At 72.1% G+C, this 26,987-nt stretch carries 25 protein-coding genes and 3 pseudogenes; 16 read left to right on the top strand and 12 right to left on the bottom strand.

Annotated elements, in window-relative coordinates:
* Positions 1–179 precede the first annotated feature (179 nt).
* The 3 genes from C593_RS0110075 (at position 180) to C593_RS0110065 (ending at position 3,146) form a co-directional block, all read left to right on the top strand.
* Positions 180–1,145: a winged helix-turn-helix domain-containing protein gene (locus tag C593_RS0110075; RefSeq protein WP_026277549.1), complete on the top strand. Its 966-nt coding sequence runs from the start codon at positions 180–182 to the stop codon at positions 1,143–1,145.
* Positions 1,146–1,183: 38 nt separating this feature from the next.
* Positions 1,184–1,873 (top strand): HAD family hydrolase, encoded by a 690-nt coding sequence (locus C593_RS0110070; protein ID WP_018847174.1) that lies wholly within the window; start codon positions 1,184–1,186, stop codon positions 1,871–1,873.
* A 154-nt stretch (positions 1,874–2,027) separates the two neighbouring features.
* Positions 2,028–3,146, top strand: a complete 1,119-nt coding sequence (locus C593_RS0110065) for an aminoglycoside phosphotransferase family protein (RefSeq protein ID WP_018847173.1) — start codon at positions 2,028–2,030, stop codon at positions 3,144–3,146.
* Positions 3,147–3,283: 137 nt separating this feature from the next.
* On the opposite strand, the gene C593_RS0110060 is transcribed toward C593_RS0110065, so the two are convergent.
* Positions 3,284–4,099 (bottom strand): ABC transporter permease, encoded by an 816-nt coding sequence (locus C593_RS0110060; protein WP_018847172.1) that lies wholly within the window; start codon positions 4,097–4,099, stop codon positions 3,284–3,286.
* Positions 4,092–5,135 (bottom strand): ATP-binding cassette domain-containing protein, encoded by a 1,044-nt coding sequence (locus tag C593_RS0110055; protein ID WP_018847171.1) that lies wholly within the window; start codon positions 5,133–5,135, stop codon positions 4,092–4,094. Before C593_RS0110055 ends, C593_RS0110060 begins: the two co-directional genes overlap by 8 nt.
* A 308-nt stretch (positions 5,136–5,443) precedes the next feature.
* Between C593_RS0110055 and C593_RS0110050 the strand changes: the two genes are divergently transcribed.
* Positions 5,444–6,328 carry a TetR/AcrR family transcriptional regulator gene (locus C593_RS0110050; RefSeq protein ID WP_018847170.1) on the top strand — a complete coding sequence of 295 codons (885 nt, stop codon included), beginning with the start codon at positions 5,444–5,446 and terminating at the stop codon, positions 6,326–6,328.
* A gap of 19 nt (positions 6,329–6,347) precedes the next feature.
* Here the strand turns inward: C593_RS0110050 and C593_RS33665 are convergent.
* Positions 6,348–7,156, bottom strand: a pseudogene (locus C593_RS33665) (histidine phosphatase family protein).
* Positions 7,157–7,333: 177 nt separating this feature from the next.
* Positions 7,334–8,251: an EamA family transporter gene (locus tag C593_RS29295; protein ID WP_106434609.1), complete on the bottom strand. Its 918-nt coding sequence runs from the start codon at positions 8,249–8,251 to the stop codon at positions 7,334–7,336.
* 168 nt (positions 8,252–8,419) lie between these two features.
* Here C593_RS29295 and C593_RS0110035 point away from each other — a divergent pair, with 168 nt between their 5' ends.
* Positions 8,420–9,292, top strand: a complete 873-nt coding sequence (locus tag C593_RS0110035; RefSeq protein WP_018847167.1) for a LysR family transcriptional regulator — start codon at positions 8,420–8,422, stop codon at positions 9,290–9,292.
* Between the two features lie 17 nt (positions 9,293–9,309).
* The gene (locus C593_RS0110030; protein ID WP_018847166.1) at positions 9,310–9,840 is read left to right on the top strand and encodes an HAD domain-containing protein; all 531 of its coding nucleotides are present in this window, start codon (positions 9,310–9,312) and stop codon (positions 9,838–9,840) included.
* Positions 9,841–10,096: 256 nt separating this feature from the next.
* Here the strand turns inward: C593_RS0110030 and C593_RS29290 are convergent.
* From C593_RS29290 to C593_RS31485, 5 genes and pseudogenes are all read right to left on the bottom strand, one after another.
* A pseudogene (locus C593_RS29290) lies at positions 10,097–10,477 on the bottom strand (cob(I)yrinic acid a,c-diamide adenosyltransferase); the annotation flags it as partial.
* Positions 10,478–10,512: 35 nt separating this feature from the next.
* Entirely contained in the window at positions 10,513–11,421 is a 909-nt protein-coding gene (locus C593_RS0110020) for an aminoglycoside phosphotransferase family protein (protein WP_018847164.1), read from the bottom strand.
* A complete protein-coding gene (locus tag C593_RS0110015) occupies positions 11,414–12,172 on the bottom strand; it encodes an MFS transporter (protein WP_158686816.1) in 759 nt (252 codons plus the stop codon). Before C593_RS0110015 ends, C593_RS0110020 begins: the two co-directional genes overlap by 8 nt.
* A complete protein-coding gene (locus tag C593_RS0110010) occupies positions 12,160–12,618 on the bottom strand; it encodes an MFS transporter (RefSeq protein ID WP_018847162.1) in 459 nt (152 codons plus the stop codon). Before C593_RS0110010 ends, C593_RS0110015 begins: the two co-directional genes overlap by 13 nt.
* Before the next feature lie 311 nt (positions 12,619–12,929).
* Positions 12,930–14,332: pseudogene (locus tag C593_RS31485) on the bottom strand (IS1380 family transposase).
* On the opposite strand from C593_RS31485, the gene C593_RS31480 reads away from it, so the two are divergent.
* The 7 genes from C593_RS31480 (at position 14,229) to C593_RS0109965 (ending at position 18,707) form a co-directional block, all read left to right on the top strand.
* Entirely contained in the window at positions 14,229–15,578 is a 1,350-nt protein-coding gene (locus tag C593_RS31480; protein ID WP_486591102.1) for a TniQ family protein, read from the top strand. The pseudogene C593_RS31485 and the gene C593_RS31480 overlap by 104 nt on opposite strands.
* A gap of 82 nt (positions 15,579–15,660) precedes the next feature.
* Positions 15,661–15,999: a hypothetical protein gene (locus tag C593_RS0109990; protein WP_018847158.1), complete on the top strand. Its 339-nt coding sequence runs from the start codon at positions 15,661–15,663 to the stop codon at positions 15,997–15,999.
* Positions 15,996–16,589, top strand: a complete 594-nt coding sequence (locus C593_RS0109985; protein WP_018847157.1) for a hypothetical protein — start codon at positions 15,996–15,998, stop codon at positions 16,587–16,589. Before C593_RS0109990 ends, C593_RS0109985 begins: the two co-directional genes overlap by 4 nt.
* Positions 16,590–16,809: 220 nt before the next feature.
* Positions 16,810–16,968 carry a hypothetical protein gene (locus tag C593_RS33660; protein WP_486591101.1) on the top strand — a complete coding sequence of 53 codons (159 nt, stop codon included), beginning with the start codon at positions 16,810–16,812 and terminating at the stop codon, positions 16,966–16,968.
* A 121-nt stretch (positions 16,969–17,089) separates the two neighbouring features.
* Positions 17,090–17,566, top strand: coding sequence for a helix-turn-helix domain-containing protein (locus tag C593_RS0109975; RefSeq protein ID WP_018847155.1), 477 nt, complete (start codon positions 17,090–17,092; stop codon positions 17,564–17,566).
* A gap of 38 nt (positions 17,567–17,604) precedes the next feature.
* Complete coding sequence (locus C593_RS0109970; protein WP_018847154.1) at positions 17,605–18,225, top strand: hypothetical protein; 621 nt, start codon at positions 17,605–17,607, stop codon at positions 18,223–18,225.
* A 134-nt stretch (positions 18,226–18,359) separates the two neighbouring features.
* Positions 18,360–18,707 carry a DUF2516 family protein gene (locus C593_RS0109965; protein WP_026277547.1) on the top strand — a complete coding sequence of 116 codons (348 nt, stop codon included), beginning with the start codon at positions 18,360–18,362 and terminating at the stop codon, positions 18,705–18,707.
* 167 nt (positions 18,708–18,874) lie between these two features.
* Here the strand turns inward: C593_RS0109965 and C593_RS29275 are convergent, their stop codons facing one another.
* The 3 genes from C593_RS29275 to C593_RS0109950 form a co-directional block, all read right to left on the bottom strand.
* Positions 18,875–20,125, bottom strand: a complete 1,251-nt coding sequence (locus C593_RS29275; protein ID WP_018847152.1) for a fused response regulator/phosphatase — start codon at positions 20,123–20,125, stop codon at positions 18,875–18,877.
* A 357-nt stretch (positions 20,126–20,482) separates the two neighbouring features.
* Positions 20,483–21,583, bottom strand: a complete 1,101-nt coding sequence (locus tag C593_RS0109955) for an NlpC/P60 family protein (protein WP_018847151.1) — start codon at positions 21,581–21,583, stop codon at positions 20,483–20,485.
* Between the two features lie 330 nt (positions 21,584–21,913).
* Positions 21,914–22,696 carry a hypothetical protein gene (locus C593_RS0109950; RefSeq protein WP_018847150.1) on the bottom strand — a complete coding sequence of 261 codons (783 nt, stop codon included), beginning with the start codon at positions 22,694–22,696 and terminating at the stop codon, positions 21,914–21,916.
* A 376-nt stretch (positions 22,697–23,072) separates the two neighbouring features.
* Between C593_RS0109950 and mshA the strand changes: the two genes are divergently transcribed.
* The 3 genes from mshA (at position 23,073) to C593_RS0109935 (ending at position 26,916) form a co-directional block, all read left to right on the top strand.
* Complete coding sequence (gene mshA / locus C593_RS0109945; protein ID WP_018847149.1) at positions 23,073–24,413, top strand: D-inositol-3-phosphate glycosyltransferase; 1,341 nt, start codon at positions 23,073–23,075, stop codon at positions 24,411–24,413.
* Between the two features lie 113 nt (positions 24,414–24,526).
* A complete protein-coding gene (locus tag C593_RS0109940) occupies positions 24,527–25,030 on the top strand; it encodes a type III secretion system chaperone family protein (RefSeq protein ID WP_018847148.1) in 504 nt (167 codons plus the stop codon).
* Between the two features lie 218 nt (positions 25,031–25,248).
* A complete protein-coding gene (locus C593_RS0109935) occupies positions 25,249–26,916 on the top strand; it encodes an MFS transporter (RefSeq protein ID WP_078521355.1) in 1,668 nt (555 codons plus the stop codon).
* The last annotated feature ends 71 nt before the right edge of the window (positions 26,917–26,987 follow it).

Below are 26,987 nucleotides of genomic sequence, written 5' to 3'. Positions count from 1 at the left end.
GGTCAGATTGTCAACTCTCCGATAGATTGGTCCGGTTGACTTGCTGGAGTGATGCCCTGTCTCGACAGATCCGTAAACTTGTCCGGTTGTCCGGCGGTGTCTTCGGGTGGTCAATCATTCGAATGAAGGAATGTGTTGGGTATCTCCGCCTGCTGTACGGGGAGTTGTATGGTTGTGGGGTGACCAGTCAGGGATCCGCCCCGAGGGACGGCCAGTACCGCTACATGTGGCTGGCCGACGAGCTGCGCAAGGAGATCCACGAGGGGACGCGGCTGCCCGGTCAGCGCATCCCCACGCAGGAGGTACTGGCCGGCCAGTACCACGTCTCCCGTCACACGGTGATCCAGGCGGTCAACCTGCTGCGCGAGGAAGGGCTGGTCCACGTCGTCCAGGGCAGCGGCACCTTCGTCCGCGAACACGGTGAGCACGGCGAACACGGCGAGGCCGACGGGCCCGGCGGAACGGCGGCGGCCACCGGCGACCCGGCCGCCGCGGGCGACGAGAGCTACGCGGTCGTCTCGGAGAACGTGCCCCAGGTGCGGCTCAAGCCGTATCTGGAGGAGGCGTTCGAGGCGACCGAGGTCACCCTGGACGTGTTCTCCATGACCACCGAGTCCCTGGCGACCCAGGTGTCCCAGCAGAAGGACCGCATCCTCGACCGGGAGATCCAGCCGCCCCGCAGCATCACGGCCCGGCTGCTCCTCCCGGACACCGCCTCCGACCACCTCGCCGTGCCCCGCCCGGTCGACGGATCGGACGACCCGCGGGTGCGCGTGCGGATGCACGGAATCCTGCGGGCGCATGCCACCATGCTCCGGGAGTCGCTCTACGAACTGCGCAACCGGGGCTTCGTCCCCGAGGTCTCGGTCGAGGTCCGCCTCGTCGCGTTCTCCCCGCAGATCAAGCTGTACATCCTGAACCGGCGGCTCGCCCTACAGGGCTTCTACCCGCCGGAACTCGGCACGGTCACGGTCCCGCCGGACAGCGAGGAAGTGACCATTCTCGACTCCTACGGCACCGGGGCGACCCTCTTCCCCTTCCGTGCCTCCGCCGATTCCACCCCCGATCAGGTCGGCATCGTGCGCCAGATGCGGAAGTTCTTCGAGAACACCTGGAACCACCAAGCCACAAGGGCGGAAATCTGACCGTGCCACACGCCACTGCCCCCCCGGAGGCCCCGTCCGTGACCCGGGAGGCGGTGACCCGGGCCCGGTGCGTCGTCCTCGATCTCGACGGCCCGGTCGCGAGCGTCTTCGCGGGAGAACCCGCGGCCGTCGCCGCCGCCGAACTCGTCGGCCTCGCCCGCCGGGACGGGCGCCTCGTCGAGACGGTGCGCCACAGCGCCGACCCCATCGCCGTCCTGAGCGCCCACACCCGGGCCCTGCACGCCCACGGCGCGGACCCCGGATGGCGCCGCACCGTCGCCGCGATGCACGACCTCCTGGACGACTACGAGCGCAAGGCCGCCGAGACCGCCGTCCCCACCCCGGGCGCCGCCGCGTTCATCGAGGCCTGCCACGCCTCCGGACGGACCCTCGCCGTCGCGACGAACAACCACGCGGAGGCCGCCGCGCGGATCCTGGAGCGGATGGGCGTGCTGCACTGCTTCCCCGAAGGAGCGGTCGTCGGCCGGTCGGGCGACGCCCGGGAGATGAAACCCAGCCCCGTCCCGCTGCTCAGGGCGATGCGGCCGGGCGTCGGTCCAGGCGGGCACCTCATGATCGGCGACACCGTGACGGACTACCGGGCGGCCCGACAGGTCGGGATGCCGTTCTGCGGGTATCACGCCCAGGGGGCGGGCCGGCAGCGGCTGTCGGCCGCCGGCGCCCCGCTCGTCGTCGCGCGGATGGCGGAGTTGTCGGTGTTCGGCTGACACCGGGTGCGGAACGTCCCTCGCGGGCGGGCCCCGCCGGGTGCCGCCCGGACCCGGCCACAGTGCCCTCCGCGGTGCCTTCCCCGGCACGGCGCGGGCGGCGGGCCGGGCCCCGGGCGAAGGAGGCGGCCGCATTCACACGGGGGCAGCGCGCATGACGGCCGAGCCGGCGTCGCGGAGCAGGCAGCGGGCGGTGCGGCTCAGCGCCGTCGAGGCCCTGATCGAGGGCCCGCTCAAGGGGTACCACCACGAGACATACGCCTTCCCGCTCCCGGACACGGGGGGCCGGGCCGGGACGGTGCGCTGGAAGTGCCGGGAGCCGCGGGACGGCGTCCTCTGGTTCGACCGGCGCTGGTTCGCCTCCGAGGGCGCACTGCTCCGCGCCCTGGCCGGCCGGGTCGGCAGCGTCCCGGAGATCATCCTGGTGGACGGGATCGGCCTCCAGCGGTTCATCGAGGGCTCGACCCTCGGCGCGCACGGCGGTCCGGGCCGGCCGGTCGCCGAGCGCCATCTCGCCCAGGTGGAGAAGCTGTTCGGGGAGCTGGCCGCGATCGGGCCCCGGGACCTGTTACCGGGTCCGGCGGTGCTCCCGGGCGTGGGCGGGCCGGTGGCGGACGACGACTGCGCGGGCTTCGCCGCCGAACTGGTCCGGTTCACCGAGCTGGAGGTCCGCCGCGCCCATCTCCCCCTCTACGGTGACCTGTTCGCCGCGCTCGGCGTGCCGGACGACGGCCTGGACCGGATGGCCCGCCGGACGGAGGCGTTCACCTCCCGGCCGTTCTGCCTCCTCCACGGGGACCTGCACCGGGAGAACTTCGTCGTCGACTGCCACGACCGGCTGTGGACCATCGACTGGGAGCTGGCGGCCTTCGGCGACCCCCTCTACGACCTCGCCACCCATCTGCACCTGATGCGCTATCCGGCCCGGCAGGCGGCCTCGGTGCCGCTGCGCTGGCGGGACGCGGTGGAGGCGGCCCGCCCGGGCGCCGCGCGCGGCTGGCGGCGGGACCTGCCCGCGCTGCTGGCGTACAAGCGGGTCCAGTCCGTCTACACGGACGTGGTGCGGGCCGGGATCGGGCTCGGTGAACGCGGTGGCGGAGACGGCGGCGGACACGGCGGCGGCCGGGCAGAGGCCGACCGGCGGCTTCTGACGGCCACCGCCCGCAAGCTGGAGTCGGTCATCGCCGGGGCGGCGCCCGCGTTGGGGATCTCCGCGCCGCCCTCGTTCCGGCGGATCGCCCGGGCGCTGGCGGACTGGCACCGTACGCGGTAGGGCGGCTGCGGGCTCCGGCGGACTGGCACCGTACGCGGTAGGGCGGCTGCGGGCTTCGGCGGACTGGCTCCGCACGCGGTAGGGCGGCTGCGGGCTCCGGCGCTCCGGCGGCTCCGGGCCTCGGGTGCCCGGTGGGCTCAGGAGGTGCGGGCGCGGAACAGGACGCCCGAGAGGACCACCGCCACGGCGAGAATCCCCGAGCACCAGGCCGACGCCACCCAGGGCGCCGAGCCCACCGGCTGGTCGTGCAGGAGTCCCCGGAGGGTCTCGATCAGCGGGGTGACCGGCTGGTGTTCGGCGAAGCCGTGCAGCCAGGCCGGCATGGTGTCCACGCGGACGAACGCGCTGCTCGGGTACGGCAGGAACATCATCACGAAGGTGAACCCGGACGCCGCCTCGGGTGTCTTCGCCAGCAGCCCCACGGCGGCCGACAGCCAGGAGACGGCCGTCACGAAGAGCAGCAGCACGCCCCCCGCGGCGAGCCAGCCCGCGAGGGTGGCCGACGGGCGGAAGCCGATCAGCAGCCCGACACCGAGCACCAGGGCGGTCGCGCACAGGTTCCGCAGCGCGCTCGCGGCCACATGGCCCGCGAGGAGCGAGGTCCCGCCGATGTCCACGGCGCGGAAGCGGTCGACGATGCCGCCCTTCATGTCCTCGCTGACCCGCACCGCCGTGCCCGCCGCGCCGAACGCGGAGCACAGCACGAGGATGCCGGGCACCACGTAGTTCACGTACCGGGTCCCGGTGTCGATGGCGCCGCCGAAGAAGTAGATGAAGACCAGCATCAGCATGAGCGGCAGCATCAGCGCGGTGATGAGCGCGTCGACGTCCCGCAGGCTCAGCCGGACGCAGCGGCCCGCCAGGGTGACCGCGGGGGTCAGGGGCCCGGGGCGGGGGCGCGCGGTGCGGGTGGGTGCCGGGGCGGTGGGGGCGGTCGGGGTGGTCTCAGACACGGGAGGACTCCGTCCGTCCGTCGCGGGCGGCTGTGGCGCGGGGCGGGGTTCCGGTGCCTGTGCCCGCTCCGCCTCCGGTGCCGGTCAGGGTGAGGAACACGTCGTCCAGGGTGGTCGCGTGCAGGGAGAAGCGGACGACGTCGCGCCGCTCGGGGTCGATCTCGTCCAGCAGGGTCCGGACGTGTGCGGCCGTGCCGTCGGTCGCCAGCCCCAGGGTGCGGGTGGCGCGGGCGCGGTGGACCGCGCGGGGAGCCAGGCGCCGGTAGGCGTCCTCGTCGGCGAGGACCACGTCCAGCCGCTGCCCGCCGACCGCCGCCTTCAGTTCGGCCGCCGTCCCCTCGGCCACGATCCGGCCGGTGTCCAGCACCGCGATCCGGTCCGCGAGGCGGTCGGCCTCCTCCAGGTACTGCGTGGTCAGCAGCACGGTCGTGCCGCCCGCGGAGAGTTCGCGCACCACCTCCCACAACTCCTGGCGGCTGCGCGGGTCGAGGCCGGTGGTCGGCTCGTCCAGGAAGACGACTTCGGGGTCGGTGACCAGCCCCGCCGCGAGGTCGAGCCGCCTGCGCATCCCGCCGGAGTAGGTGTGGGCGAGGCGGCGGCCCGCGCCGGTGAGGCCGAAGCGTTCGAGGAGTTCGGCGGCGCGGCGGCGGGCGGCCGGGCGGGACAGTCCGCCGAGCCGGGCCATCATGCGCAGGTTCTCCTCGCCGGTCTGCTTCTCGTCCACGGCGGCGAACTGGCCGGTCAGGCTGATCGCCCGGCGCACTCGGGCCCGTTCGGCCACCACGTCGTGGCCCCCGACGCGCGCGGTGCCGGCGTCGGCGTCGGTGAGGGTGGCGAGGATGCGGACGGTGGTGGTCTTGCCGGCCCCGTTCGGCCCGAGGAGCGAGAACACGCTCCCGCACTCGACCCGGAGCCCGATGCCGTCGAGGACGGGCGTCCCGCCGTAGGACTTGCGCAGACCCTCGGCCTCGACGGCGAAGCGCCCGTGGGCGGTCCGGGTGACGGTGCCGGTCTCGCCGGCCTGGGTGGATGACATGGCTGCGCTTCCTTTCCCGGAGCGTGCTGCGCCACGGGGGCGCCCGGCCCGGCCGGGGACCCTTCTGCGTATGGCATACGCGTTACTGTGTAAGGCTTACGCATTACTAGGATGGCGTCAAGCGTGAAGGCGGCGCCGGCGAGGCGCCGGGGCCGCGGGAGCGGGCGCGGGCGGTGGGCCCGGCGGGTACGGGGCCGACGAGTGCGACGGCTCCGGCGGCCCGGCGGTCCGGCGGTTCCACGGTTCGGCGGTCCGGCGGTTCGACGGTTCGACGGTTCGGCGGGGTTTCGGCGAGGAGTGTGGCGGTGATGACGGACGGCGGTACGCGGGCAGGCGGCGACGCGCGCGGCCCGGGCGGCGAGGCCGAGGGCGGCCCGGGACGCGGCTCCGGGGACGGCCCGGGGCGCGGCTCCGGGGACGGCGCGGACGCCGGTGTCTGGCTGCCCCCGAGTATCGAGGCCGCCTGGGGCCTGCGGGAGCGCCCCGGCAAGGGGCCCAAGCCGGGGATCGGCGTCGACCGGATCGTCGAGGCCGCCCTCGCCCTCGGGCGGGCCGAGGGGCTGGCGGCCGTCTCCATGGGGCGCGTCGCCAAGGAACTCGGTGTCTCCACGATGTCCCTGTACCGCTATGTCGGAGCCAAGGACGAGCTGTACATCCTGATGCAGGACGTGGCGATCGGCCTCCCGCCCGAGGCCCCCGCGCCGGGCACCGGCTGGCGGGAGGCGCTGGAGGCGTGGGCGAGGGCGCAGCGCGAGGTCTTCCACCGCAACCTGTGGATGCTGCGCATCCCCATCTCGGGCCCCCCGGCCACCCCGAACTCCGTCGCCTGGTGGGACCTGGGCCTCGCCGCGATGGCGGACACCGCCCTCGACGAGGGCGAGAAGATCTCCGTGATCCTGCTGCTGGGCGGGTTCGTGCGCAACGAGGCGCTGCTCATGGCCGATCTGGGGGCGGCCGTCGCGGCGAGCGGCCGCTCCGCCGAGGAGGTCATGCGCGGCTACGGCCGCACCCTTTCGCGCCTCGCGGACCGGGACCGCTACCCGTCTCTCGCGAAGCTGCTGGACAGCCGGGTCCTGTACGAACCGGACGACCCCGACTGGGAGTTCGAGTTCGGTCTGGATCGCCTGCTGGACGGGGTCGCGGTCCTGGTCGACCGCCGGGCGGCGGCGTCCGGCCGCGACCCGGCGGACTGACCGGTCCGGTCCCGGGGTCTCAGACGCGGGGGACGCCCGGCGGGAAACCGGTCCAGCGCAGCTCGGCGGGCAGATGGGCCATGTCGTTGAGCAGCAGCACGGCAGCGGGACGCCCGGGGGTCCAACGCAGCACCGTCAGCGCGGTGTTGGCGACGGGGAGCCCCATCCACCGCCACGCGGGCGCGTCGAGGGCCGCCCGGACCAGCCAGCCGACCAGGAACGCGTGGGTGACCACGAGTTCATGACGTTCCTCGCCGCCGTCCACCGCCCCGGTGAACGCGGCGAGCGCCTCGCGCGCGAGGACCGGCCCGCGCCGCCGGTCCTCCTCGTCCGCCCCGGCCAGGAAGGCGAGCAGCGCCTCGGCCGAGTCGTCCGGCAGCTCGGACCGGTCCGGCAGATGGGGGATGTAGGAGGTGTCCGGCGGATCCTGGCCGGGGCCACGACGCCTGGCACGGCATCTCGCCGCGTTGCCGCAATGCCTGAATAGCTCCGCTATGAAGGCATCCCGGCGCCTTGCGATCTACCGCACCAGACGCCGCGTCCCAACCGGCCCTGATCCACCGGACACCTCCTGTCGCCGGCGGCCTCGGAGACCCGGAGGGGCACCTCGGCCCCGGACCGGTCGGGCGCGAGCCGGTCGCGCACCAGGCGGGCGGTCTCGGCGGCGCGGGGGAGGGGGCCGTGGTGGACCGCGCTCAGGGGCGCCGCCCGGAGCCGTTCCCCGAGCAGGGCGGCCTGGCGCCGGCCCGTCTCCGTCAGCCCGGACTCGTCGGCCGTCGCCTCCCCGTGGCGGGCGAGGTAGAGATAGCGCGTGGCGCGGTCCGTCATACGGGAGCCTTCCGTTCGGGTGCCGCCGGTTCCGGCCGGGCGGGGCCCGGACGCGGCTGTCAGCCGGGACGGACGCGCCCTCGCGCCACCCGGTTCCCGCGCCCCTGCCGGTATGCGGCCGGAGGCCGCGGGCGGACTGGAGGTGCCCGGGGACATCGGCCTCGGCCCCGGGTGCGCTCATGCGCCGGATCTGCCGCCGAACCGTCCGCCGATGAACCGTCCACCGCCGACCCGTTCACCGCCGAGCCGTCCGCCGCCGAACTGCCCGCCGCCGAACTGCCCGGCGACGAGGGCGGCGAGGGCCAGGGCGAAGCCGGCGATCTGGACCGGTGTGAACGTCTCCCCGAGCGCGAAGGTGCCGATCAGCGCCGCGACAAGCGGGGAGAGCAGGCCGAGCAGCGCGGTCGCGGTGACCGGGAGGCGGCCGAGGCCGCGGAACCACAGGGTGTACGCGAGCACACCGCCTGCCGTGCCGAGCCAGACGTACCCGGCCAGGCCACGGGCGCCGATTCCGGACGGCACCCCGTCGACGGCCAGGGCCAGGGGCACCAGGGCGAGCCCGCCCGCTGTGAGCTGCCAGCCCGCGAGGGTCAGGGGACCGACTCCCGGCGGGCGGCCCCAGCGTTTGGTCAGGGTCAGGCCCAGGGCCATCGAGAGCGTGCCGCCGAGCCCGGCGGCGACCCCGACCGCGTCGAGACCGGCGTCCGGGCCCAGGACCACCAGCCCGACGCCCGCCGCTCCCGCCACCCCCCAGCCGAGCCGCCACCACGACGGCGACTCGTGGAGTACGGCCACCGCGAGCAGGGCCACCGCGACCGGCTGGGCGGCGCCGAGGGTGGCCCCGACCCCGCCGGGCAGCCGTTCGGCCACGACGAAGAGCAGCGGGAAGAACGCCCCGATGTTGAGTACTCCGAGCACGGCGGCCCGCCACCACCAGGACCCGGAGGGCAGGACCCGGGTGAACGCCAGCGCGAGCAGACCCGCCGGGAGTGAGCGCATCAGCGCGGCGAACAGGGGGTGGTCGGGCGGGAGGAACTCGGTGGTCACCGAGTACGTCGTGCCCCAGGCGACGGGTGCGAGGGCGGTCACGGCGATCCATGCCGCCCGGTGGCCGGTCCACCGAGGCCGTCGGCGCGGGGGCCGGGCGGGGTGAACGGGAGGCGCGGTCTCTCTGCTCAGGGTCACCCCAGCAGTCTTGGACCGTCCGATCCATGAGTCCAGGACATGCTTTTCATTCTACCGATCGTGCTTCACGATTAATTCATGGACCTGCAACAGCTCCGCTATGTCGTCGCGGTGGCCGAGACCCGCTCCTTCACGCGTGCCGCCGAGCGCTGCTTCGTCGTCCAGTCGGCGCTGAGCCACCAAGTGGCCAAGCTGGAGCGGGAACTCGGGCTGAAGCTGTTCGCGCGGACCAGCCGCCGCGTCGAACCCACCCCGGCGGGGCGGGCGTTCCTCCCGGCCGCGCGCGAGGCCCTGGCCGCCGCGGAACGCGCTGTCACCGAGGCCGCCGCCGCGGTGGGCGAGATCCGCGGGCGGCTCAGGGTGGGCATCATCCCGACGGTCGCGGCGGTGGACATCCCCGAGGTCCTCCAGGACTTCCGGGACCGGCACCCCGGTGTCCGGGCCGCCCTGCAGGTCGGCCGGAGCAACGAGTTGACGGCCCAGGTGGCGGCGGGCGAGCTGGACGCCGCCTTCCTCGGCCTTCCGGAACGGGACCGGCCCCGGGGCGTGGAGGTCCGCGAGCTGGCCCGGGACGCGTCGGTGGCGGTGCTGCCTGCCGGTCACCCCTTGGCGGGCGCGCCCCGTATCCCCCTGGCCCGGCTCGCCGACGAGCCCTTCGCCGACTTCCCCGCCGGCTCTCCGGGCCGCACTCAGAGCGACCTCGCCTTCGCCGACGCCGGCCTCCAGCGCGAGGTCGCCTTCGAGGTCTCCGACGCGGACCTGCTCAAGCGCCTCGTCCGCCGCGGCCTCGCGGTCGCGCTCCTGCCCGCGTCCTACATCGGCACCGGCGGCGACGGCCTGACCACCGTCCCGGTCACGGACGGCCCGCGCCGCGTCGAGTACCTGATCTGGAGCGACTTCAACCCGTCCCCGGCCCTCCGCGCCTTCCTGGAGATCCTGGACGCCACGTGACACGCTGCCGTCCCCCCATGACCGCTTCCGGGCCGCGCCCCCTCCTCTTCCTCGACGTCGACGGCCCTCTCATCCCCTTCGGGGCCACGCCGGAGCAGTACCCGGCGGGCTCCCCGCTCTTCCGCCCGCCCTCCGGCCGCCGGACGGACGACACGAACCCGCTCCTCGCCCGGATCAACCCCGACCATGGGCCACGGCTCATGGCTCTGGGGTGCGAGCTGGTGTGGGCGACGACCTGGGCGACGGACGCGAACGACAGCGTCGCCCCCTGGCTCGGTCTTCCGGACCTGCCCGTGGTCTGCCCGGACGGCCTGGACGACTCCGGCGAGGGCGAGCCCCACGGCCTCCACTGGAAGGCCCGCCCCCTCGTCGACTGGGCGGCGGGCCGTCCCTTCGTCTGGCTGGACGACGAACTCACCGCCATCGAACGCACCTGGGTCTCCGCCCACCACCCCAGCCGCGCCCTCCTCCACCGTGTCGATCCCCGCCACGGCCTCACGGACGCGGACTTCACGGCCGTGGCGGAGTGGGTGCGCATCAACGAGTAGACGGCCGGGAAGCTCCGGCGGGCTGGGGGTGTGCCTCGCAGCGATAGATGTCACCGGCGACGGTGGCCGACCTGCGGTCCCGCGCCGGAATCTCAGCGGTACTTGTCACCAAGTGCGCGCGCTTGTTGTCATCAGCGTCGTCCTTGTTCGAGCCGGATACGAACATCCGGCTTCGGCTGCACGGGCATGATGGTCACTATGGATACGGCACCACCGGACCAGCAGGCCCTGGTCGAAGCGGGTTGGCAGAAGGTTCGGCGGCAGCGGGCGTTCCGCCGGGGAGAATGAAGCTGCGCAGCTTTTCAAGACCCTCGTTGAACCGGTCGCACTGCTCTTCCAGGAACTCTACGTACGAGTCCTTCACACGAAGCGAGGCCGTGTCACGCCCGGATTCCGACAGGGGCGTACAGAGATCCGCGCCCACGTCGAACAAGTCGTTCTGGATCCGCACCAAGAGGGTGGAGATCTCGTCCGGGAGGTCCCCCGCCGCGATGGCGACGCCGATCGTGGAGTTCGCCTCGTCCACGTCGGCGTAGGCCGCAAGCCTCTTGTCCAGCTTGCTCGTTCTGCTCATGTCACCAAGAGCGGTCGTGCCGTCGTCTCCCGTCTTCGTGTAGATACGTGTGAGGTTCACCATGACGTACTTCAAGAGATCCGCAGCGAAATGATCTGTTACGCGTGACGTGCGCTCATCCTGAGCGCGAGTTCTCGTGCGTGGTCGGCTGCTGCCGGTCCACGGCTCGGGTCGGGCGCCTCGGAAAGGAAGACGAGAGCCAGCATCAGTGCGGCGTCCAGTCGGCAGACGTACAAGCACGGATCGCTGTCGGGTGGAACCGTTGCCGTCCTTGCGTATCCGCTACGGATCGCTGCCATGTCGAGCTCGTTCTCCGGATACCGGGCGTACTCGACCAGGCGCCCGAACTCCAGCGAGGGGGATCCGAGCAGGGCGTTCGACCAGTCCAGCAGGGCGACGACCCGCCCCTGCCGGCGCCGGATGTTGTCGCTACGGACGTCGAGGTGGAGGAGGCTGTCCTCGGTGAGGCTGGTGAGTTGTTCGGCGATGAGGGACACGTCCGGTGGTTCGGGCCAGTCATCGACAAGGTGGCCGATCTCGGCCCAACGGCGCCAGATGCGTGCGGTGATCGCGCTCGCCGTTGGCACTCCCTCCGACGCGACGGGCCTCAGGCGCGGCGGCGGCACCTGATGAAGCCGTGCGAGGAGCTGCCCGAGCGCGAAGGAGTCAAGATCCGACCCGTCATCGGGGACGTATGCGGACAGTAGTACGTCAGGGGACGCCGGCTCGTCCGCCAGGACGAGTTCCTTCGCCTCCGCGACCGGCAGACCATGGGCGGCCAGATGCCTCGCGATCTCGTACTCCTGAAGGAGTAGGGCCCGGGTGTCCACATGAGGGTCATTGGCGTTCGAGTCGAATCGCCGGTGTGCGAGACGTACCGCGACGGGCTGCCCGTCGCGCCCCCGTGCCCGGTAGACGGAGAATTCCAGACCCTTGCCGACCGGTTCCAGGCCGCTCAAGCCCCACCGTTCGGCCAGGTTGTCCAACTCGGCGAATCGCTCACTCATCATGTACACCTTCGGGGGTCTTGCGGTCGTCGGTGATTCTGCTGTCCTTCAGCAGGGTGAAAGCGATGGGCAGGCACATCACCAGTGTGACCGCGCCGCCGACCGCGAAGGCCGTCTGCGGTCCCGCCGACGTGCTCAGCCAGCCGAAGATCAGCGCGCCGAGGGGCATCGTCCCCCAGGCGAACAACCGATACACGCCGGTTGCCCGGCCGAGGAGGCGATCCGGGATGAGTTCCTGTCGCAGGGAGACAGCCACGACGTTCCAGACCATGAGGCCGAACCCAGCGGCGCAGTATCCGACGGTGACCACGTACACGCTGTCGGTTGCTGCTACCGCCAGACCTCCCACACCCATGAGGGCCAGGTTTCCGATCAGGGTAGGGACCCGGCCTGTCGCTCCAGTCATACGGCTTGCAGCCATGCTGCCGACCACGCCCCCGGCAGCTCCGGCGGCCAGAAGTGCCCCGTATGCGGCGTCCGGGAGCTCAAGCACGTCGCGCACCAGGATGACGAAGACGGCGATCTGTCCGAGGTACACAGCGTTGATGACGCCCGCGGAGACGGTCAGGGCGCGCAGCAGAGGGTCACGGAGCACGTGGACCAGGCCCTCGCGGATGTCGGTCAGGAGCCGCGGCTTGGCCGTGGACCGCTCGGGCTGCGGCCCGCGAACGCCGGTCAGCAACGCTGCAGACATCAGGAAGGAGAGTGCGTCGAGCAGGAGGGGAATCACCCTGCCCATCACGAAGAGCACGCCGCCGAGCACAGTCGGCCGTTCGCCGACTCCAGCTTCTCCTTGGGAACGATGCTCGGCAGCAGCGCGAAGGACGCGCAGTCGAACAGCACCTCTCCGACACCTAGCAGGAACGCCGCGGTCATCAGGGGCCAGAACGTCAGCCAGCCGCAGGCAAGCAGCACCACGGTGACGATCAGCGTCACGGCGCGCAGCAGGTCGGCAATGACCATCAGGCGAGCGCGCTCGAACCGGTCGGCATACGCCCCTGCCGGCAGGCCGAACAGCAGCCAGGGCACCGTCGTGGCCGCGGTGACCGCGGACACCTGGAACGCGTCGTGCAGCAGCGTGGCGGACAGCAGCGGAAGGGCCGCGAAGCGCATGCCGTCGCCGACCGCCGACGCGCTCGCGGCACCGATCACCCGGTGATAGCCGGAACTGAAGCGAAAGGTGGTGTGTGCGCTCACCTCGGGCCCCCCGGTGAGAACACGGCGCACCGCAGCTCGCTGGTGTAGCGATGACCGTGCACGCTCAACCAGCGCTGGTCGGGCGTGGGCAGCATCTCGGAGATCTCCAGCGTGCCGTCCTTCCGTGCGGCCAGTCGGCACAACTGTCGCACTAGCCTCCCCGTTTCGCTTCGTGCGGCTGAGCTGGTTGGATCACGGTGAAGCGGTGGGTTCGGTTGCTCGTGGCCGGGCGGGCATGGCCGGGGCCCGACGCGCGGGTCGGGTTCTCCAGGGTTCCTCGGGTCGTGGGTGGTCAGGGGCGGTGCCGTGGTTCAGGTGGCCGGCCGTGGAAGGGCTGTGAGGCGGGCGAATGCCCTGGTCAGCTCGTTTCGCCAGGGCCAGGTCGCGGAGATCCGCAGGTGCAGGCGGCGACCGCCTCGGGTGATGCGCGCTGCTGCGTGCAGCAGCCGGTAGCGGAGCTTCTTCGGCTCGGTGGTGGCCAGTTCGCCTGCCAGCAGCAGAGTGCGCATCCAGGCGAGTAGGTCGAGGGCGGTCAGGGACAGCTCCAGCCACGCTTGGTTGATGGCGAAGTGCCGCGAGGGGAAGCGGCCGAAACCGGTGGTCTTGCCGCAGCGGATGCGGTCCTCGACGCGGGCGTGCGCCCGGTGGCGGACTTCCAGGTGCTGCAATGAGCCTTCGCCGTACGGGGTGTCGGTGAGAAAGACCTGGTGGCGCATGCCCTCGTCGAGGTCGAACAGGGACAGCTGGGCGCCGGGGTGTGGGCGCTCACGCCGCACGACGATCCGCGTGCCCTCGGGGTAGCCGTCCAGGTCCACCATGCCGGTCAGTTCGGCGACCTCCGCTCCGGTGCGCAGGGAGCCGCCCTGCTCCAGCGCGGGATGCCAGACGTGTTCGGGCAGGGCTCGGATCGCGGCGCGGACCGGTTCGGTGACGGGGTAACCGACCGAGAAGAACGTGTGGATGCCGCGCGAGCGCAGGCTGCGCAGATGGGTCAGGAATGCCTTCGCGCCTCCGGCGCTGTCGGTGCGGATCAGGATGGGAGTGCCGTGGCGGTGGGCGTCGGGGATCTGGGCCAGGGCCGCATCAAGGACGGCGATGTGATCGGAGGCGGTGTTGGCCCCGGCGTTGCCGGGCCGCAGCACTCCGGCCAGGGCTTCGCCGGTGTTGTCCAGGAAGCACAGCAGCGGGTGGTAGCCGAAGCCGCGCTTATAGGTGGCCGCCGCCTGCTCCTTCTCGGAGTGGCAGGTGACGAGTGTGGCATCGATGTCCAGGACCAGCCCGCAAGGTCACGTCCGCCCGCGTGGGCCGCGGCTATCCCGGTGCCGGTGTCGGTGGCCTGCATCCAGGCGACTTCGCGGGCGGCGGCGCGGGCTGCCCGCAGGGCCGCGAGGGCGGCAGGATCAATGTCGGACAGCAGCCGCCAGGCGGTCGGAGTGGAGGCCACCGGACCGAACACCTCGGCCTGATCGCGAAGTAGGGCCAGGTCGGTGATGGCCTCGCCGCCGTCGGCGAGCATCACCACCAGATCCACCGCGATCCTGCCCGGGGCGTGCCCGGTGCCGCGTGGCCGCAGCCGACGCAGCGCGTCGGTGAAGGATGCGGTCAGGCCGGTGGCATCGGCGAGATCGGCCAGCAGGCGGGACCCAGCGTGGTTGACGACCCCGCGCCCGTCGGCCGAGACCACGAGCTTGGGGCGCGACCCGGTAGTGTGCACGCCGAAAGTGCCTTCCCGCTGGAACGACGGAGACCTTAGACAAGCCTCATCGTCCCAGGTCAGAAGGCACTTTCGCGTTCCCGCTCAAGATCCGGACACCGTGGCAAGTGAAACGCGCAGGCTAGGACCTGAACAGGTTCGGGTCTTCGCCCGATCCACCCGACTCGCCCCCGATGACGTCAGCCGCCTGTTGACCTCCTCGCTCGCCGAGCGATACGGGCCACTGAACGAGAAGTTCACCCCACGCAAGAGCGCCGCGAGGATGGTCAATAACAACGCCTGGCTGCTGACCCGCACCTCTCGTTACTGCCCGCAATGCCTCGTCGGGGACGGAAGCGAGATCCAGCAGCTTCACGGCGGATCCTGGCAATGTTTCTGGCGCCTCCCACCCGTCTTCGCCTGCACCAAGCACCGTCGCCTGCTGCGAATCAGTTGCCCCACCTGCCGACAACCCGTTCACACGGTCGAGATGAACAGCATCATTGCCCGTCCCTGGGACGAGGACCTGGACCCCACCCAGTGCCGGACAACCACCGCACCGCGCACCGTCGGGCGCCTTCAACCCGCCTGTGGTGTCCAACTCGCCGAACCCGACGGCGCGCTTCCCCAAGGCATTACCGACGCACAGACACTGGAACACTTGCTCGGCCTCCAGCAGCGACTTCTGGATCTCCTCAACCCGATCGGCCCCGAGATGACACCGTGCGTCGGCTGGCTGATCCCTGCCGCTGACTACTTCGCCGACCTCAGAGCGTTGCTCGGTCTAGTGTTCTTGTCCTGGCCGGCGGCCCGGCCCTTCGCCGCAACACCAGCCCTCGCGGCGGCACTTGATCGCGACGCCGGGCAACGCCATGCCCGCGCGACAATCCTCCGGGGCAGACCCGGAAAGAAGCACAGCTCCCGCCCCTTCACCGACCCTCCGCTGGAACCGTTGCTCATGGGGGCAGTACTCGGGATCGCCGAACATCTCCTTGACGCCGACGACGAAGAGCAGGCCCGCGAGCGCATGCTGCCACTCATTCACCAGGCCAGCGATCTCGACCAAGCCCTGTCGCTCTATCTCCGGCGCAAAGCCTGGATCTCGTTCCCGCTGCGGATCGTCGTCATGAACCACTTCAACCAGATGGCTCCGATGCACCAGATCATCGCCCGTGGCCCGATCCAACCGGGCGGGCAAGGGAAGTCGACCACGGAGGGCTATCGCCGTGCCTCTCGGAGCCATCCTGAATCGAGTCACATGGCGTGATCCAGTTGCGGACAAGCCGGGAAGCAGCTGGCCCGTGCGTCCTGCCGGATGCGTCGTCTTCCCGCCGAGAGATCATGCGACCGTGACGACTTGGATCCGCACCTACGACGACGAGAGCGAAATCTGGTCGTACTTCGAACTCGACGACGAGGAATGGGCGCTACGGCACGTCGACCTGCAAGGACCTCAGCGCCGGCCCGTGACCGCAGCCTCGCTGGCGGGGGTCATCGAGATCCGTGACCGCGGCGACCTTGCAGCCATGGCCTCCTACGAGCGGCAGTACGGCGTCCTCGCGGAAGGCACCCTGGAAGGCTGGCGAGAAGCGGACGGCGTTGCCGAGACCACCCGCCAGGAATTCGAGTCGACGTGGGCTGCTGCGCGAGAGGCCCTCGACGCGAATCGCACCGAGGAGACGAGTTGATCACGGAGTACCAGCAGAAGCTGCGCGAGCGCTATCTCGCCGCCCCGGTCCAGCCGGCCCCTGAGCCGTGGCAGCCGGTGCTGGACCGCAGGACGCCCATCGGGGGCCTCCTCGGCATCGGATTCACCGTCCATCCCGACAGCGGCCACGACCTCGTCATGGTCGTGTCCAGCGATGGCCATGGAGTCCTCAACGCGGTCACTGGCGAGAAGATCGCTCGCGACAGGGATCCTGACCCCGAAACGAGTACCCCCGACGTCCACCCGGACCTCACCTGCCCTGGGCTCGGTCCGGTCGCAGGCGTCCCGGTGCGCATTGCCGGGCTCTTCGGTGGCGGCCTGCACAGCACCACACCGGACGGCTGGACCCTGGACGTCGTCAGCCCCGAGTGGCCCCACGACCGTGTCATCCTCTCCGCCGACGGCGGGTCCCACAAAGGCCCGGCAGGAGGGACGTGGTGGCACATCTTCCACTCCGAGTACTCGGAACTCCGCGCAGCCGGGTTCTCTCCCTCCGGCCGGACCCTGGCGGTCGCCACCAGCAGCGACCTCACCCTCTGGACCCGGCCCGAACTCCACTTTGACGACTGAGCGGACACTGGGGCAGCACGCGAGAGGACGGCAGATGGACCGGGCGGAACTCGCCGAGATGCTGGGGGACCAGACTGCGGCCTGCGAACCCGCCAGAGCTGCGCTTCTCCACGGAGGCGACTTCGTCGTATGGGACGGCAGCGTTCCCAGTCAGGAGCTTGCCAGCATCTACGCGGCTCGTCTCCGACGTGCGAGGAAGCGAGGTACTGAGACTCTCGCCTTGCCGTCCACCGTCGACATCCTCACCCAGCTCGAAGCCGCTCAGGTCAGGATCGGCTGCGTCTTCTCACCGGCCCGGACGTGGGCCTTCATGCTCTTCCTCGCCGACGACGCCAGCGCGGTCCTCGCCTGCACGGGAGTCCGCCAAGCCGTGCGGTGACAGTTGTCCTGCTCAAGTGACAACTATCTTGCTCAGGCACAGGGGGCCGCGCGGGTGGCGGGCGACACTTTTGCAAGCAGGTGCTTGCAAAAGTTAGCAGCGGTGCGGCACCATCGAGGGCATGGCATCGCTCAACGTCGGCAACCTCGGTGACTACCTCCGCGAGCAGCGGCGCAGCGCGCAGCTCTCGCTGCGGCAGCTCGCCGACGCCGCCGGGGTGTCCAACCCGTATCTGAGCCAGATCGAGCGCGGGCTGCGCAAGCCGAGCGCCGAGGTGCTCCAGCAGGTCGCCAAGGCCCTGCGCATCTCCGCCGAGACCCTGTACGTCCGTGCCGGGATCCTCGACGAGCAGGAGCGGGAGCCGCTGGAGACGCGGGCGGTGATTCTCGCCGACCCCTCGATCAACGAGCGACAGAAGCAGGTGCTGCTGCAGATCTACGAGTCCTTCCGCAAGGAGAACGGGCTCGACGCGGCGGAACCGTCCGGGGAGGCCTCCGTGGACGGCGACGCGGGCAGCGCCGGGGACACCGCCGATGACGGCCCACGCACGGCCGGCGCGGGCGGTGCCGAACCGAGCAGGAACGATCCGAGCACGTAACTGAGACCACCCCATCTGCGTTCGGGAGGACGACAGTCATGGCCATCACCGATGACCTGCGCAAGACCTTCAGCGACCCGACTCCGCTCTACTTCGCCGCCGGCACCGCCGACCTCGCCGTCCAGCAGGCCCGCAAGGTCCCCGCGCTGATCGAGCAGCTCGCCGCCGAGGCCCCCGCGCGCATCGACGCCGTGCGCAACACCGACCCCAAGGCCGTGCAGGACAAGGTGACCTCGCAGGCCAAGGAGGCGCAGGCCACGGTGCAGGCCAAGTTCGCCGAGGTCGTCGGTGGTCTCGACACCGACCTGAAGAAGCTCGGCGAGAACGCCCAGGATCTCGCGCTGCGCGGTGTGGGCGTGGCCGCCGAGTACGCGGTCAAGGCCCGTGAGGCGTACGAGCGCGTCGCCGAGCACGGTGAGCAGGCCGTGCGCTCGTGGCGCGGTGAGGCGGCCGAGGAGATCACCGAGATCGCCGTGGCCGTCGAGCCGGAGCCGGTCGTTCCCGCGCCTGCCTCCCCGGAGGTCCTGGAGGCGAAGACCGCCGAGGCGAAGGCCGCTCAGACCAAGCCCGCGGCGGCCGAGGCGAAGAAGCCCGTGGCGAAGAAGGCCCCGGCGCGCAAGCCCGCCGCCAAGAAGACGACCGGGCCCGCCGGAGCCTGATCCGGGAACGGAACGTGAACCGGGACGGGGCGCCGCGGTGACGCGGCGCCCCGTCGGGCTCGTCGCGGCCGGAGCCTTTGCGGGGGTACCTTGGCCGCGAGGCGGCACACACGACTGACGAGGCGGTGCTCGGCATGCTGGCTGACAACTTCGACTTCGGGCTCATGATGATCACGAGGCTGGTGTTCGTCGTGACCTCGCTGACGGCCCTGGTGATGGCCGCCATGGCGCGCGAGGACGCCTACCGTGCCGCGGACAAGAAGACCAAGTCCTTCTGGCTGATCATTCTCGGCCTCGCCGCCGCCGTGAACCTGATCCCGTTCATCTCGATGCTCTTCCTGTCGATCGCCGGGCTGATCGCGGCCATCGTCTTCTTCGTCGATGTGCGCCCCGCGCTCCAGCAGGTCTCCGGTGGTGGCAGGGGCCGTGGCCGCGGCTCCAGCAGCGACGGTCCCTACGGACCCTGGAACGGCGGCCGGTGAGCAGGCCCGGTAGAGCAGCGGTACCGGCAGAACGGTGGCACCGGTAGAGCAGCGGTACCGGTAGGCAGCCCCGCTCCCGCCCCCGCCGCCGCGCCTCCGCGTCAGCCGCTCCCGCCGCCGCGCCTCCGCGTCAGCCGCACCCGCCGGCGCGCGGCTGCGTCCCCGCGTCAGCCGCACCCGCCGCGCCGCGTGTCCCGGCTGAGCAGCAGCACCGCCACGTCGTCCGTCAGGTCGCCGCCGTTCAGCTCGCGCACCTCGCCGACCGCCGCTTCGAGGAGGGCCTCGCCCTCCAGGCCGCCGGCGAGCAGGCGGTTGACCGTCGCGAGCATGCCCTCCTGGCCGAGACGCTGCCGGGTGTCCGGGCCCGTCCGGCCCTCGATCAGACCGTCCGTGTACATCAGCAGGCTCCACACACCCCCGAGCTCCACCTGCCGGCGCGGCCAGCGGGCGCGCGGCAGCAGGCCGAGGGCGGGGCCGCCGTCCTCGTAGGGGAGGAGCTGCGCCGCGCGGCCGTGGCGGGCGATCAGCGGGGCGGGGTGGCCGGCGAGACACAGCCCGGCCCGCCGCCCGTCGGGAGCGATGTCCACGGTGCAGAGCGTCGCGAAGATCTCCTCGCTCTCCCGCTCGTGCTCCAGGACTCGCTGGAGGGTCGAGAGCAGTTCGTCGCCGCACAGTCCGGCGAAGGTCAGGGCGCGCCAGGCGATGCGGAGTTCGACGCCGAGGGCGGCCTCGTCGGGGCCGTGGCCGCAGACATCGCCGATCATGGCGTGGACGGTGCCGTCCGGCGTGCGGACGGTGTCGTAGAAGTCGCCGCCGAGCAGGGCGCGGGAGCGGCCGGGGCGGTAGCGCGAGGCGAAGCGCAGGTCCGAGCCCTCCAGCAGCGGGGTGGGCAGCAGGCCCCGTTCCAGGCGGGCGTTCTCCTGGGCGCGCAGACGGGACTCGGCGAGCTTGCGCTGCGCGGTGTCGGCGCGCTTGCGCTCGACCGCGTACCGCACGGCCCGGCTGAGGAGCCGGCCGTCCAGCTCCTCGCGCACCAGGTGGTCCTGGGCGCCGACGCGGACCGCCTCGGCGGCCAGGTCGGTGTCACCGGCGGTGGTCAGCGCCAGGACGGCGTGGCGCGGGGCGAGCCGCAGGACGTGCTTGAGGGCGCCCAGCTCCTCGTCCTGGACACGGCCGGGCAGGGCCAGGTCGACGAGGACGCAGTGGACGTCGTCGGTGAGCAGTCGCTCCGCCTCGGTGAGGTTGCGGGCGGTGCGGATGCGGACCCGGGCGCCCGAGGCGTCGAGGAGTTCGGGGACGCCGAGGGTGCCCGCCGGGTCGTCCTCGATCACCAGGAGCGTCAGGTCGCCCCCGGTCTTGCCGCCAGGAGCGGTCTCCGCGACGGGGGCGTTCCTCTGTCGCGGTACGGGTACGGGCATCGGTGCTGTTTCCTTCCCTCCCCCCGAGGGCGCGGCAGGGCGCCGAACGACGTCCCGCCAGACGGGGACCATAGCGGTAGGCGGCGGCCGAACGGAATGGCGATCGATGAAGAGCCATTGGCATATGCCGCGCATGGGGGCACAGTTGCCCGCCCGGTCATGACGAAGGTCACGCCCTGACGGGAGAGGTGCCCTATTCGCCCGCATCCGGCAGGTGGCACAGCTCACTTGTGCCACACGGCGACGGACGGGTGCCCGCCTCGCGGGGCCCCGTCCGCCCGGCCGTGGGACGCACATCACGCGCGCCGCTCCGGGCCGGAAAGCCCCACGGGTGGTGCGGGCGGGCCCGGCCGGGACCTACTTGTCGGGGCGGACGACCCCGAGAATCCGCATCGAACCCGCGCCCGCGAGCGTCACATGCCGGCCCGGCCGGGGGGAGTGGACCATCGTGCCGTTGCCCACGTACATCCCGACATGGCTGGCGTCGGAGTGATAGATGATCAGATCGCCCGGCCGCATGTCCCCGACAGGTATCCGGGGGAGGAGCCGCCACTGCTCCTGGGAGGTGCGGGGGATCGTCCGGCCCGCGTCCGCCCACGCCCGGGAGGTCAGTCCGGAGCAGTCGTAGGAGCCGGGGCCCTCGGCGCCCCACACATACGGCTTGCCGATCTGCGCGGTCGCGAACTCGACCGCCTTGCGCCCCTGTTCGCTCGCTCGCCCCTCGAGCTCCTTCAGGGCGCCCGAACCGAGCCACTGGGTCTGGGCCCGGTCCTGTGCCGCCCGCTCCAGCTGGAGGAGCCGCTGCCGCTCCTCCTTCTCCAGCTTGTCCTCAAGCTTCTTCGCCTCGGAGATCTTCTCGGTGATCTCCTTGCGGGCCTTCTCCCGCTTGATGCGGTTGGCCTCCAGCTTCTCCCACTGGGAGCTGGCGACCTTGCTGTAGGCCGCCAGATCGGCCTGGGCCTTGGTCAGTTCCGCGATGAGGTCCTTGGTGGCCTTGTGGCCCTGCCGGATCCGGCCCACCCCGTCCAGGAAGAGCTGCGGGTCGTCGGTGAGGGCGAGTTGGGCCTCCTGAGGGAGGCCGCCGCCGCGGTACTGGGCGCGGGCGGCCTCGCCCGCGCGGTTCTTGAGGTCGTCAAGCCGGGCCTGGCCCTCGGCCATGTCCTCGGTCAGCTTCACCATCTCCGCCGACTGCTTCTCGGTGCGCTCCTCGGCCAGGTTGTAGGCGTCGGTGGCGGAGGCGGCCTGCTGGTAGAGCTTCTCTATCTTCAGACGGACGGCTTCGAGCGACTCGCTCGGCGGCGGCGGTGCCATCGGGCCCGGCACGGTGACGGACGCCGGTGCCTGCGGGGGCGGTTCGGGAGCGGCGTACGCCTGACCCGGCGCCACCAGCACGGTCAGTGCCGTCAGTGCGCTGACCACGCCGATCGCGGCGGCAGTGGCGATGCGTCGTCGGTTCACGACTCCCCCTCCGGGTGCGCGCCCGATGCGCGCACCTGGTTAACCGTCAGTAACTTGCGCGTGACGTCCGTGATGGTGTCACGACGCGGTGGAAAACGACAGGCTTGACCGGCAGTTCGCCCCTTGCGCATGACCCGCCCCGATGATGCCTGTGCGATCTCCGTCGGACGGAGACGCCCGCCCCGTGTCTCCGTGCCCACCGTGACTGACGAGTGGAACCGGCAGGGTGTTCCCTCGGCGGCCCGTTTCACTCCTGACGGTGTACCGGATGCGCTGAAACATCCAGGATTCATCCGTGCCGGTGGTTTGAGCCGTGGAGTGGACGGGGCATCAGCCCGCGGGTGCCACCGCGTGCCACTCCACCGTGACCTCACCCTGTCGCCACCGTCGCCGGTCGTCCGCGAGCGGCCAGGAGGCCGCCAGATCGCCCACCGCCCTGACCCAGCGCTGCCGCGCGCCGAGTGAGGCGTACGGCGCCGCGGCCGCCCAGGCGCGGTCGAAGTCCCGGAGGAAGGCGTGTACCGGCTCGCCCGGCACGTTGCGGTGGATCAGCGCCTTGGGCAGGCGTTCCGCCAGGTCGGAGGGCCGTTCCAGCGAGCCCAGCCGGGTCGCGAAGGTCACCGTTCGCGGCCCTTCCGGCCCGAGCGCCACCCAGGCGTGCCGGCGCCCGATCTCGTCGCAGGTCCCCTCCACCAGCAGCCCGCCCGGCGCCAGCCGGTCGCAGAGCCGGGCCCAGACGGCGCCGACCTCGCCCTCGTCGTACTGGCGCAGCACATTGGCGGCCCGGATGAGCGCCGGGCGGCGCCGCGTCGGGACCTCGAAGCCGCCGTGCCGGAAGGTGAGGCCCGCCCGTTCGTACGGTGCCGCCGCTGCGACCCGGGCCGGGTCGATCTCGATGCCGACGACCTCGCAGCGGGGGTCCGCGGTGCGCAGCCGCCCCAAGAGCTCGACGGCGGTCCAGGGGGCGGCCCCGTATCCGAGGTCCACCGCGACGGGCGCCTCCGCGCTGCGGCGCAGGGCCGGGCCGTGCACGGCGGCGATCCAGCGGTCCATGCGGCGCAGACGGTTGGGGTTGGTCGTCCCGCGGGTGGCGGTGCCGACGGGGCGGTTCATGGCTCCGAGGGTATGCGGTGCGTCCGACGTCCGGACCGGACCGGCCCGGCCTCGGCCCCCGGCCGCCCCGCCCGGCCCCGGCCGCGCCGCCCGCCCCGAACCGGCCACCCGGCCCCCTCCCGAAGGTCCGCCGCCGAAGGCCCACCCCCGAAGGCCCGCCCTCGAAGGCCCGCCCCCGCAGGCCCCCCGGCCCCGGGCCCTCTTCGACCCCACTCCACCTGAGTCACCCCCGGTAATGATTTGGCAAAGTGCGGGGGGCCGGGAAATGGAAGTCCCCACTCCGCTGTTGTGAGCCGTGCGGGACCCCACGCCCCGCCCATTGCCGTGCCGCAGCGCGCGCAGTGACCCCCGTGCCCGCAGCGAGAGGACCGCCGACGTGAGCCAGTACGTCTCCCGCCTCGGCAGCAGCCGGATGGCCCCCCGTCTCCGGTTCCCCGGCGGCCACCGCAAGCCGCGCCGGGTGGCCATGCTCAGCGTCCACACCTCCCCGCTCCACCAGCCGGGAACGGGTGACGCGGGCGGTATGAACGTCTACATCGTGGAGCTCGCCAAGCGCCTCGCCGTCCTCGGCATCGAGGTGGAGATATTCACCCGGGCCACGGCGGGCGGCCTGCGCCCGGTCGTCGAGCTGGCCCCGGGCGTCCTCGTCCGCCATATCGACGCCGGCCCCTACGAGGGGCTCGCCAAGGAGGACCTGCCGCCCCAGCTGTGCGCCTTCACGCACGGCGTGATGCGGGCCTGGGCCGGCCACCGGCCCGGCCACTACGACCTCGTCCACTCCCACTACTGGCTCTCCGGGCACGTCGGCTGGCTGGCCGCCGAGCGGTGGCGCGTCCCGCTGGTCCACGCCATGCACACCATGGCCAAGGTCAAGAACGCCTCCCTCGCCGAGGGGGACACCCCCGAGCCCGCCACCCGGGTCATCGGTGAGACGCAGATAGTCGCCGCCGCCGACCGCCTGGTCGCCAACACCGCCGAGGAGGCGGACGAACTGGTCCGCTTCTACGACGCGGACCCGGCCAAGGTCGCCGTCGTTCACCCCGGCGTGAACCTGGACGTCTTCCGTCCCGCCGACGGCCGGGCCGCCGCCCGCGCCCGGCTCGGCCTCCCGCAGGACGCGTTCATCCCGCTGTTCGCGGGCCGGATCCAGCCGCTGAAGGCCCCGGACGTCCTGCTGCGCGCGGTCGCCGTGCTGCTGGAACGCGACCCCTCGCTGCGCCACCGCGTCCACGTGCCGGTGGTCGGCGGACCCAGCGGCAGCGGACTGGCCAAGCCCGAGGGACTCCAGAAGCTCGCCGCGCGGCTGGGCATCGCCGACGTGGTCCACTTCCACCCGCCGGTCGGGCAGGAGCGGCTCGCGGACTGGTTCCGGGCCGCGTCCGTCCTCGTCATGCCCTCGTACAGCGAGTCCTTCGGCCTGGTCGCCGTCGAGGCGCAGGCGGCCGGTACCCCGGTCGTCGCCGCGGCGGTGGGCGGGCTCCCGGTCGCGGTCCGCGACGAGGAGACGGGCTTCCTCGTGCCCGGGCACGATCCGGCGCACTACGCCGACGTCCTGGCCGGTTTCGTACGCGACCCCGGCCGCTCCGAGCGCATGGGGCGGGCGGCCGCCCGGCACGCCCGGTCCTTCGGCTGGGACACGGCGGCCTCGGCCACCGCGGACGTCTACGCGGCGGCGATGCAGGAGCACCGCCGGCGCACCCGGGCCCACCTCCACTGACGCCCGCGTGCCCGGCGACCCACGACGCGCCCCGGCGTCCCCCGCCGCGCAGCCGAACGCCCGCCCGCCGTGACATACGCGCCCCGGGACGGCCGTGACGTACGCTCCCAGACATGTCTGACGCAGAGCGCGACGCGGCACAGGTCGTCGAACAGGCCCTGAAGGACGCGGAACTGGAGTGGGAGAGTCCGGCTCCGGGCAGTTACGTCGTCACCCTGCCCGGCACCCGCAAGCTGTCGACCACCTGCTCCCTGCGGCTCGGGCGGCACTCCCTGTCGCTCAACGCGTTCGTCATCCGCCACCCCGACGAGAACGAGGCGGCCGTCCACCGCTGGCTGCTGGAGCGCAACCTCAAGCTGTACGGCCTGAGTTACGCGGTCGACCGGCTCGGCGACATCTATCTCGTCGGCAAGCTCCCGCTCGCCGTCGTGACACCGGATGAGCTGGACCGGCTGCTCGGGACGGTTCTGGAGGCGGCCGACGGCGCGTTCAACACCCTGCTGGAGCTGGGGTTCGCGAGCGCCATCCGCCGGGAGTACGCGTGGCGGGTGTCCCGGGGCGAGTCCACCCGCAACCTGGACGCGTTCACCCACCTGACCCGGCGCTCCGAGGACTGACGGCCCCCGCGCCCCCGCTGCCCGACTCCGGCCGGCCGGCGCGTCCGGCCGACCGTGAACGCGACCGCGACCGCGACCGCGACCGTGAACGCGACCGCGACCGCGACCGTGAACGCGACCGCGACCGTGAACGAGTCCGCGAACGCGACCGTGACCGTGAACGGGACCCGGGCGGGCCGCACATGCGCTTCCCGGCCCCCGGGTACAAACTCGATCTCATGGGTACCAAACGGTCCCCGGCGGGCTCCGCCGCCTCCTCGGCGGCGGGCGCGCCGCACCAGACCCTCGCGCTCGCGGCGATGCTGTTCGCGGTGTCGATGACGTTCATCGACCAGACGATCGTCTCGATCGCCGCGCCGGACATCATCGAGGAGCTCGGACTCTCGTCCTCCGGGATGCAATGGGTCGTCAACGCCTATCTGCTGGCCCTCGCGGCGTTCTTCGCCCTCGGCGGCCGGCTCGCCGACCTCCTGGGGCACCGCCGGATCATGCTGATCGGCACGCTCACCTTCGTGATCTCGTCCGTCCTGTGCGGCTGCGTCCCCGAGGGGGACTTTGCGCAGGCCTGGCTGATCGTCTTCCGGGCGACGCAGGGCCTGGGCGCGGCGCTGATGTTCCCGGCCGCGCTGGCCGTGGTCGTCAACGTCTTCCCCCTGGAGAAGCGCGGGCGGGCGCTCGCGCTGTTCTTCGGTCTGTCGGGCGCCCTGACGGCGGTCGGCCCGCTGCTCGGCGGCTGGCTCACCAGCTGGACCTGGCGGGCGATCTTCTGGGTCAACGTCCCGGTCGCGCTGATCGCCATCGTCCTCACCGTCATGGCGAAGATCCCGGAGACCCGGCGGCCCGAGAAGCTCGACGTACCGGGCGCCGTGCTGGTCGCGGTGGGCATGGGCCTGAGCGTCCTCGGCCTCCAGCAGGCCCAGGCGTGGGGCTGGAGCAGCGTGCTGACCTGGGTGTGCATCATCGCCGGCCTCGCCGTGCTCGCGGTGTTCGTCCGCTACGAGCTGGGCGTTGAGCAACCCCTGATCAAGATGAAGGTGTTCCGGGACAAGGCGTTCACCGTCGACAACCTGGTGCTGTTCTTCTCGATGATCGCGTTCGTCCCGGTGTTCTTCTTCGCCTCGGTGTACGCGCAGGTCTCGCTGAGCGCCTCCCCGAACCAGGCCGCCCTCTACCTGCTGTACTTCTTCATCGGGTTCGCCGTCACCTCCCAGTGGGGCGGCCGCATCCTGGACAAGCGGGGCGCCCGTCCGGCCATGAAGATGGGCACGGCGCTGGGCGCGGTCGGCTTCGCGCTGTGGGCCGGCAAGCTCACCGACCTCTCGATGCACGACCAGTGGCCGTATGTCGCGCTGGCCGGCGCGGGCATCGGCTTCCTGCTGGCACCGGCCTCCACCGACGCGGTCAACCGGGCGATCGGCGCCTCGTACGGCGAGGTCACGGGCATCACCCAGACCGTGCGCAACTTCGCGGCCAGTGTCGGCCTGGCCGTCTTCGGCACGATCCTGACGCACATGACCACCAACCGGGTCGCGGACACCCTCCAGGGACGCGGCCTGCCCGAGGACACGGCGCGGGAGGCGGGACGTTCGGTGGCCCAGTCCGTCACCGGCCACGCGGACGGCCGGACGCCGACGGGCGACGGGCCGGTGGAGACGGTGATGCGGGACTCGATGAACGCCATCCGGATGGACTTCGCCGAGGCCAACCAGTGGGTGTTCTACGGCATGGCGATCATGCTCGCGGTGGCGTTCCTGTGCGCGCTGCGCCATCCCGGGTCGCGGGTGACCTCGGATTCCGGCGGATCCGGGGCCCCGGGCCCGTCCGGAACCCCGGAGGCGCCGGGTGCCGCACCCGGTAAGGCGTCCGGGACGGCGGCGGACCGCTGACCACCGCCCGCCGCACGACGGTGGCCCCCGCGTTGTGCGGAGGCCACCGTCGCGGCCGGGGCTCGACAGGG

This window comes from Streptomyces sp. CNT372, assembly GCF_000377145.1.
Note: the sequence above shows the minus strand (reverse complement) of the source record. Positions and strands in the feature narration are given on the sequence as shown.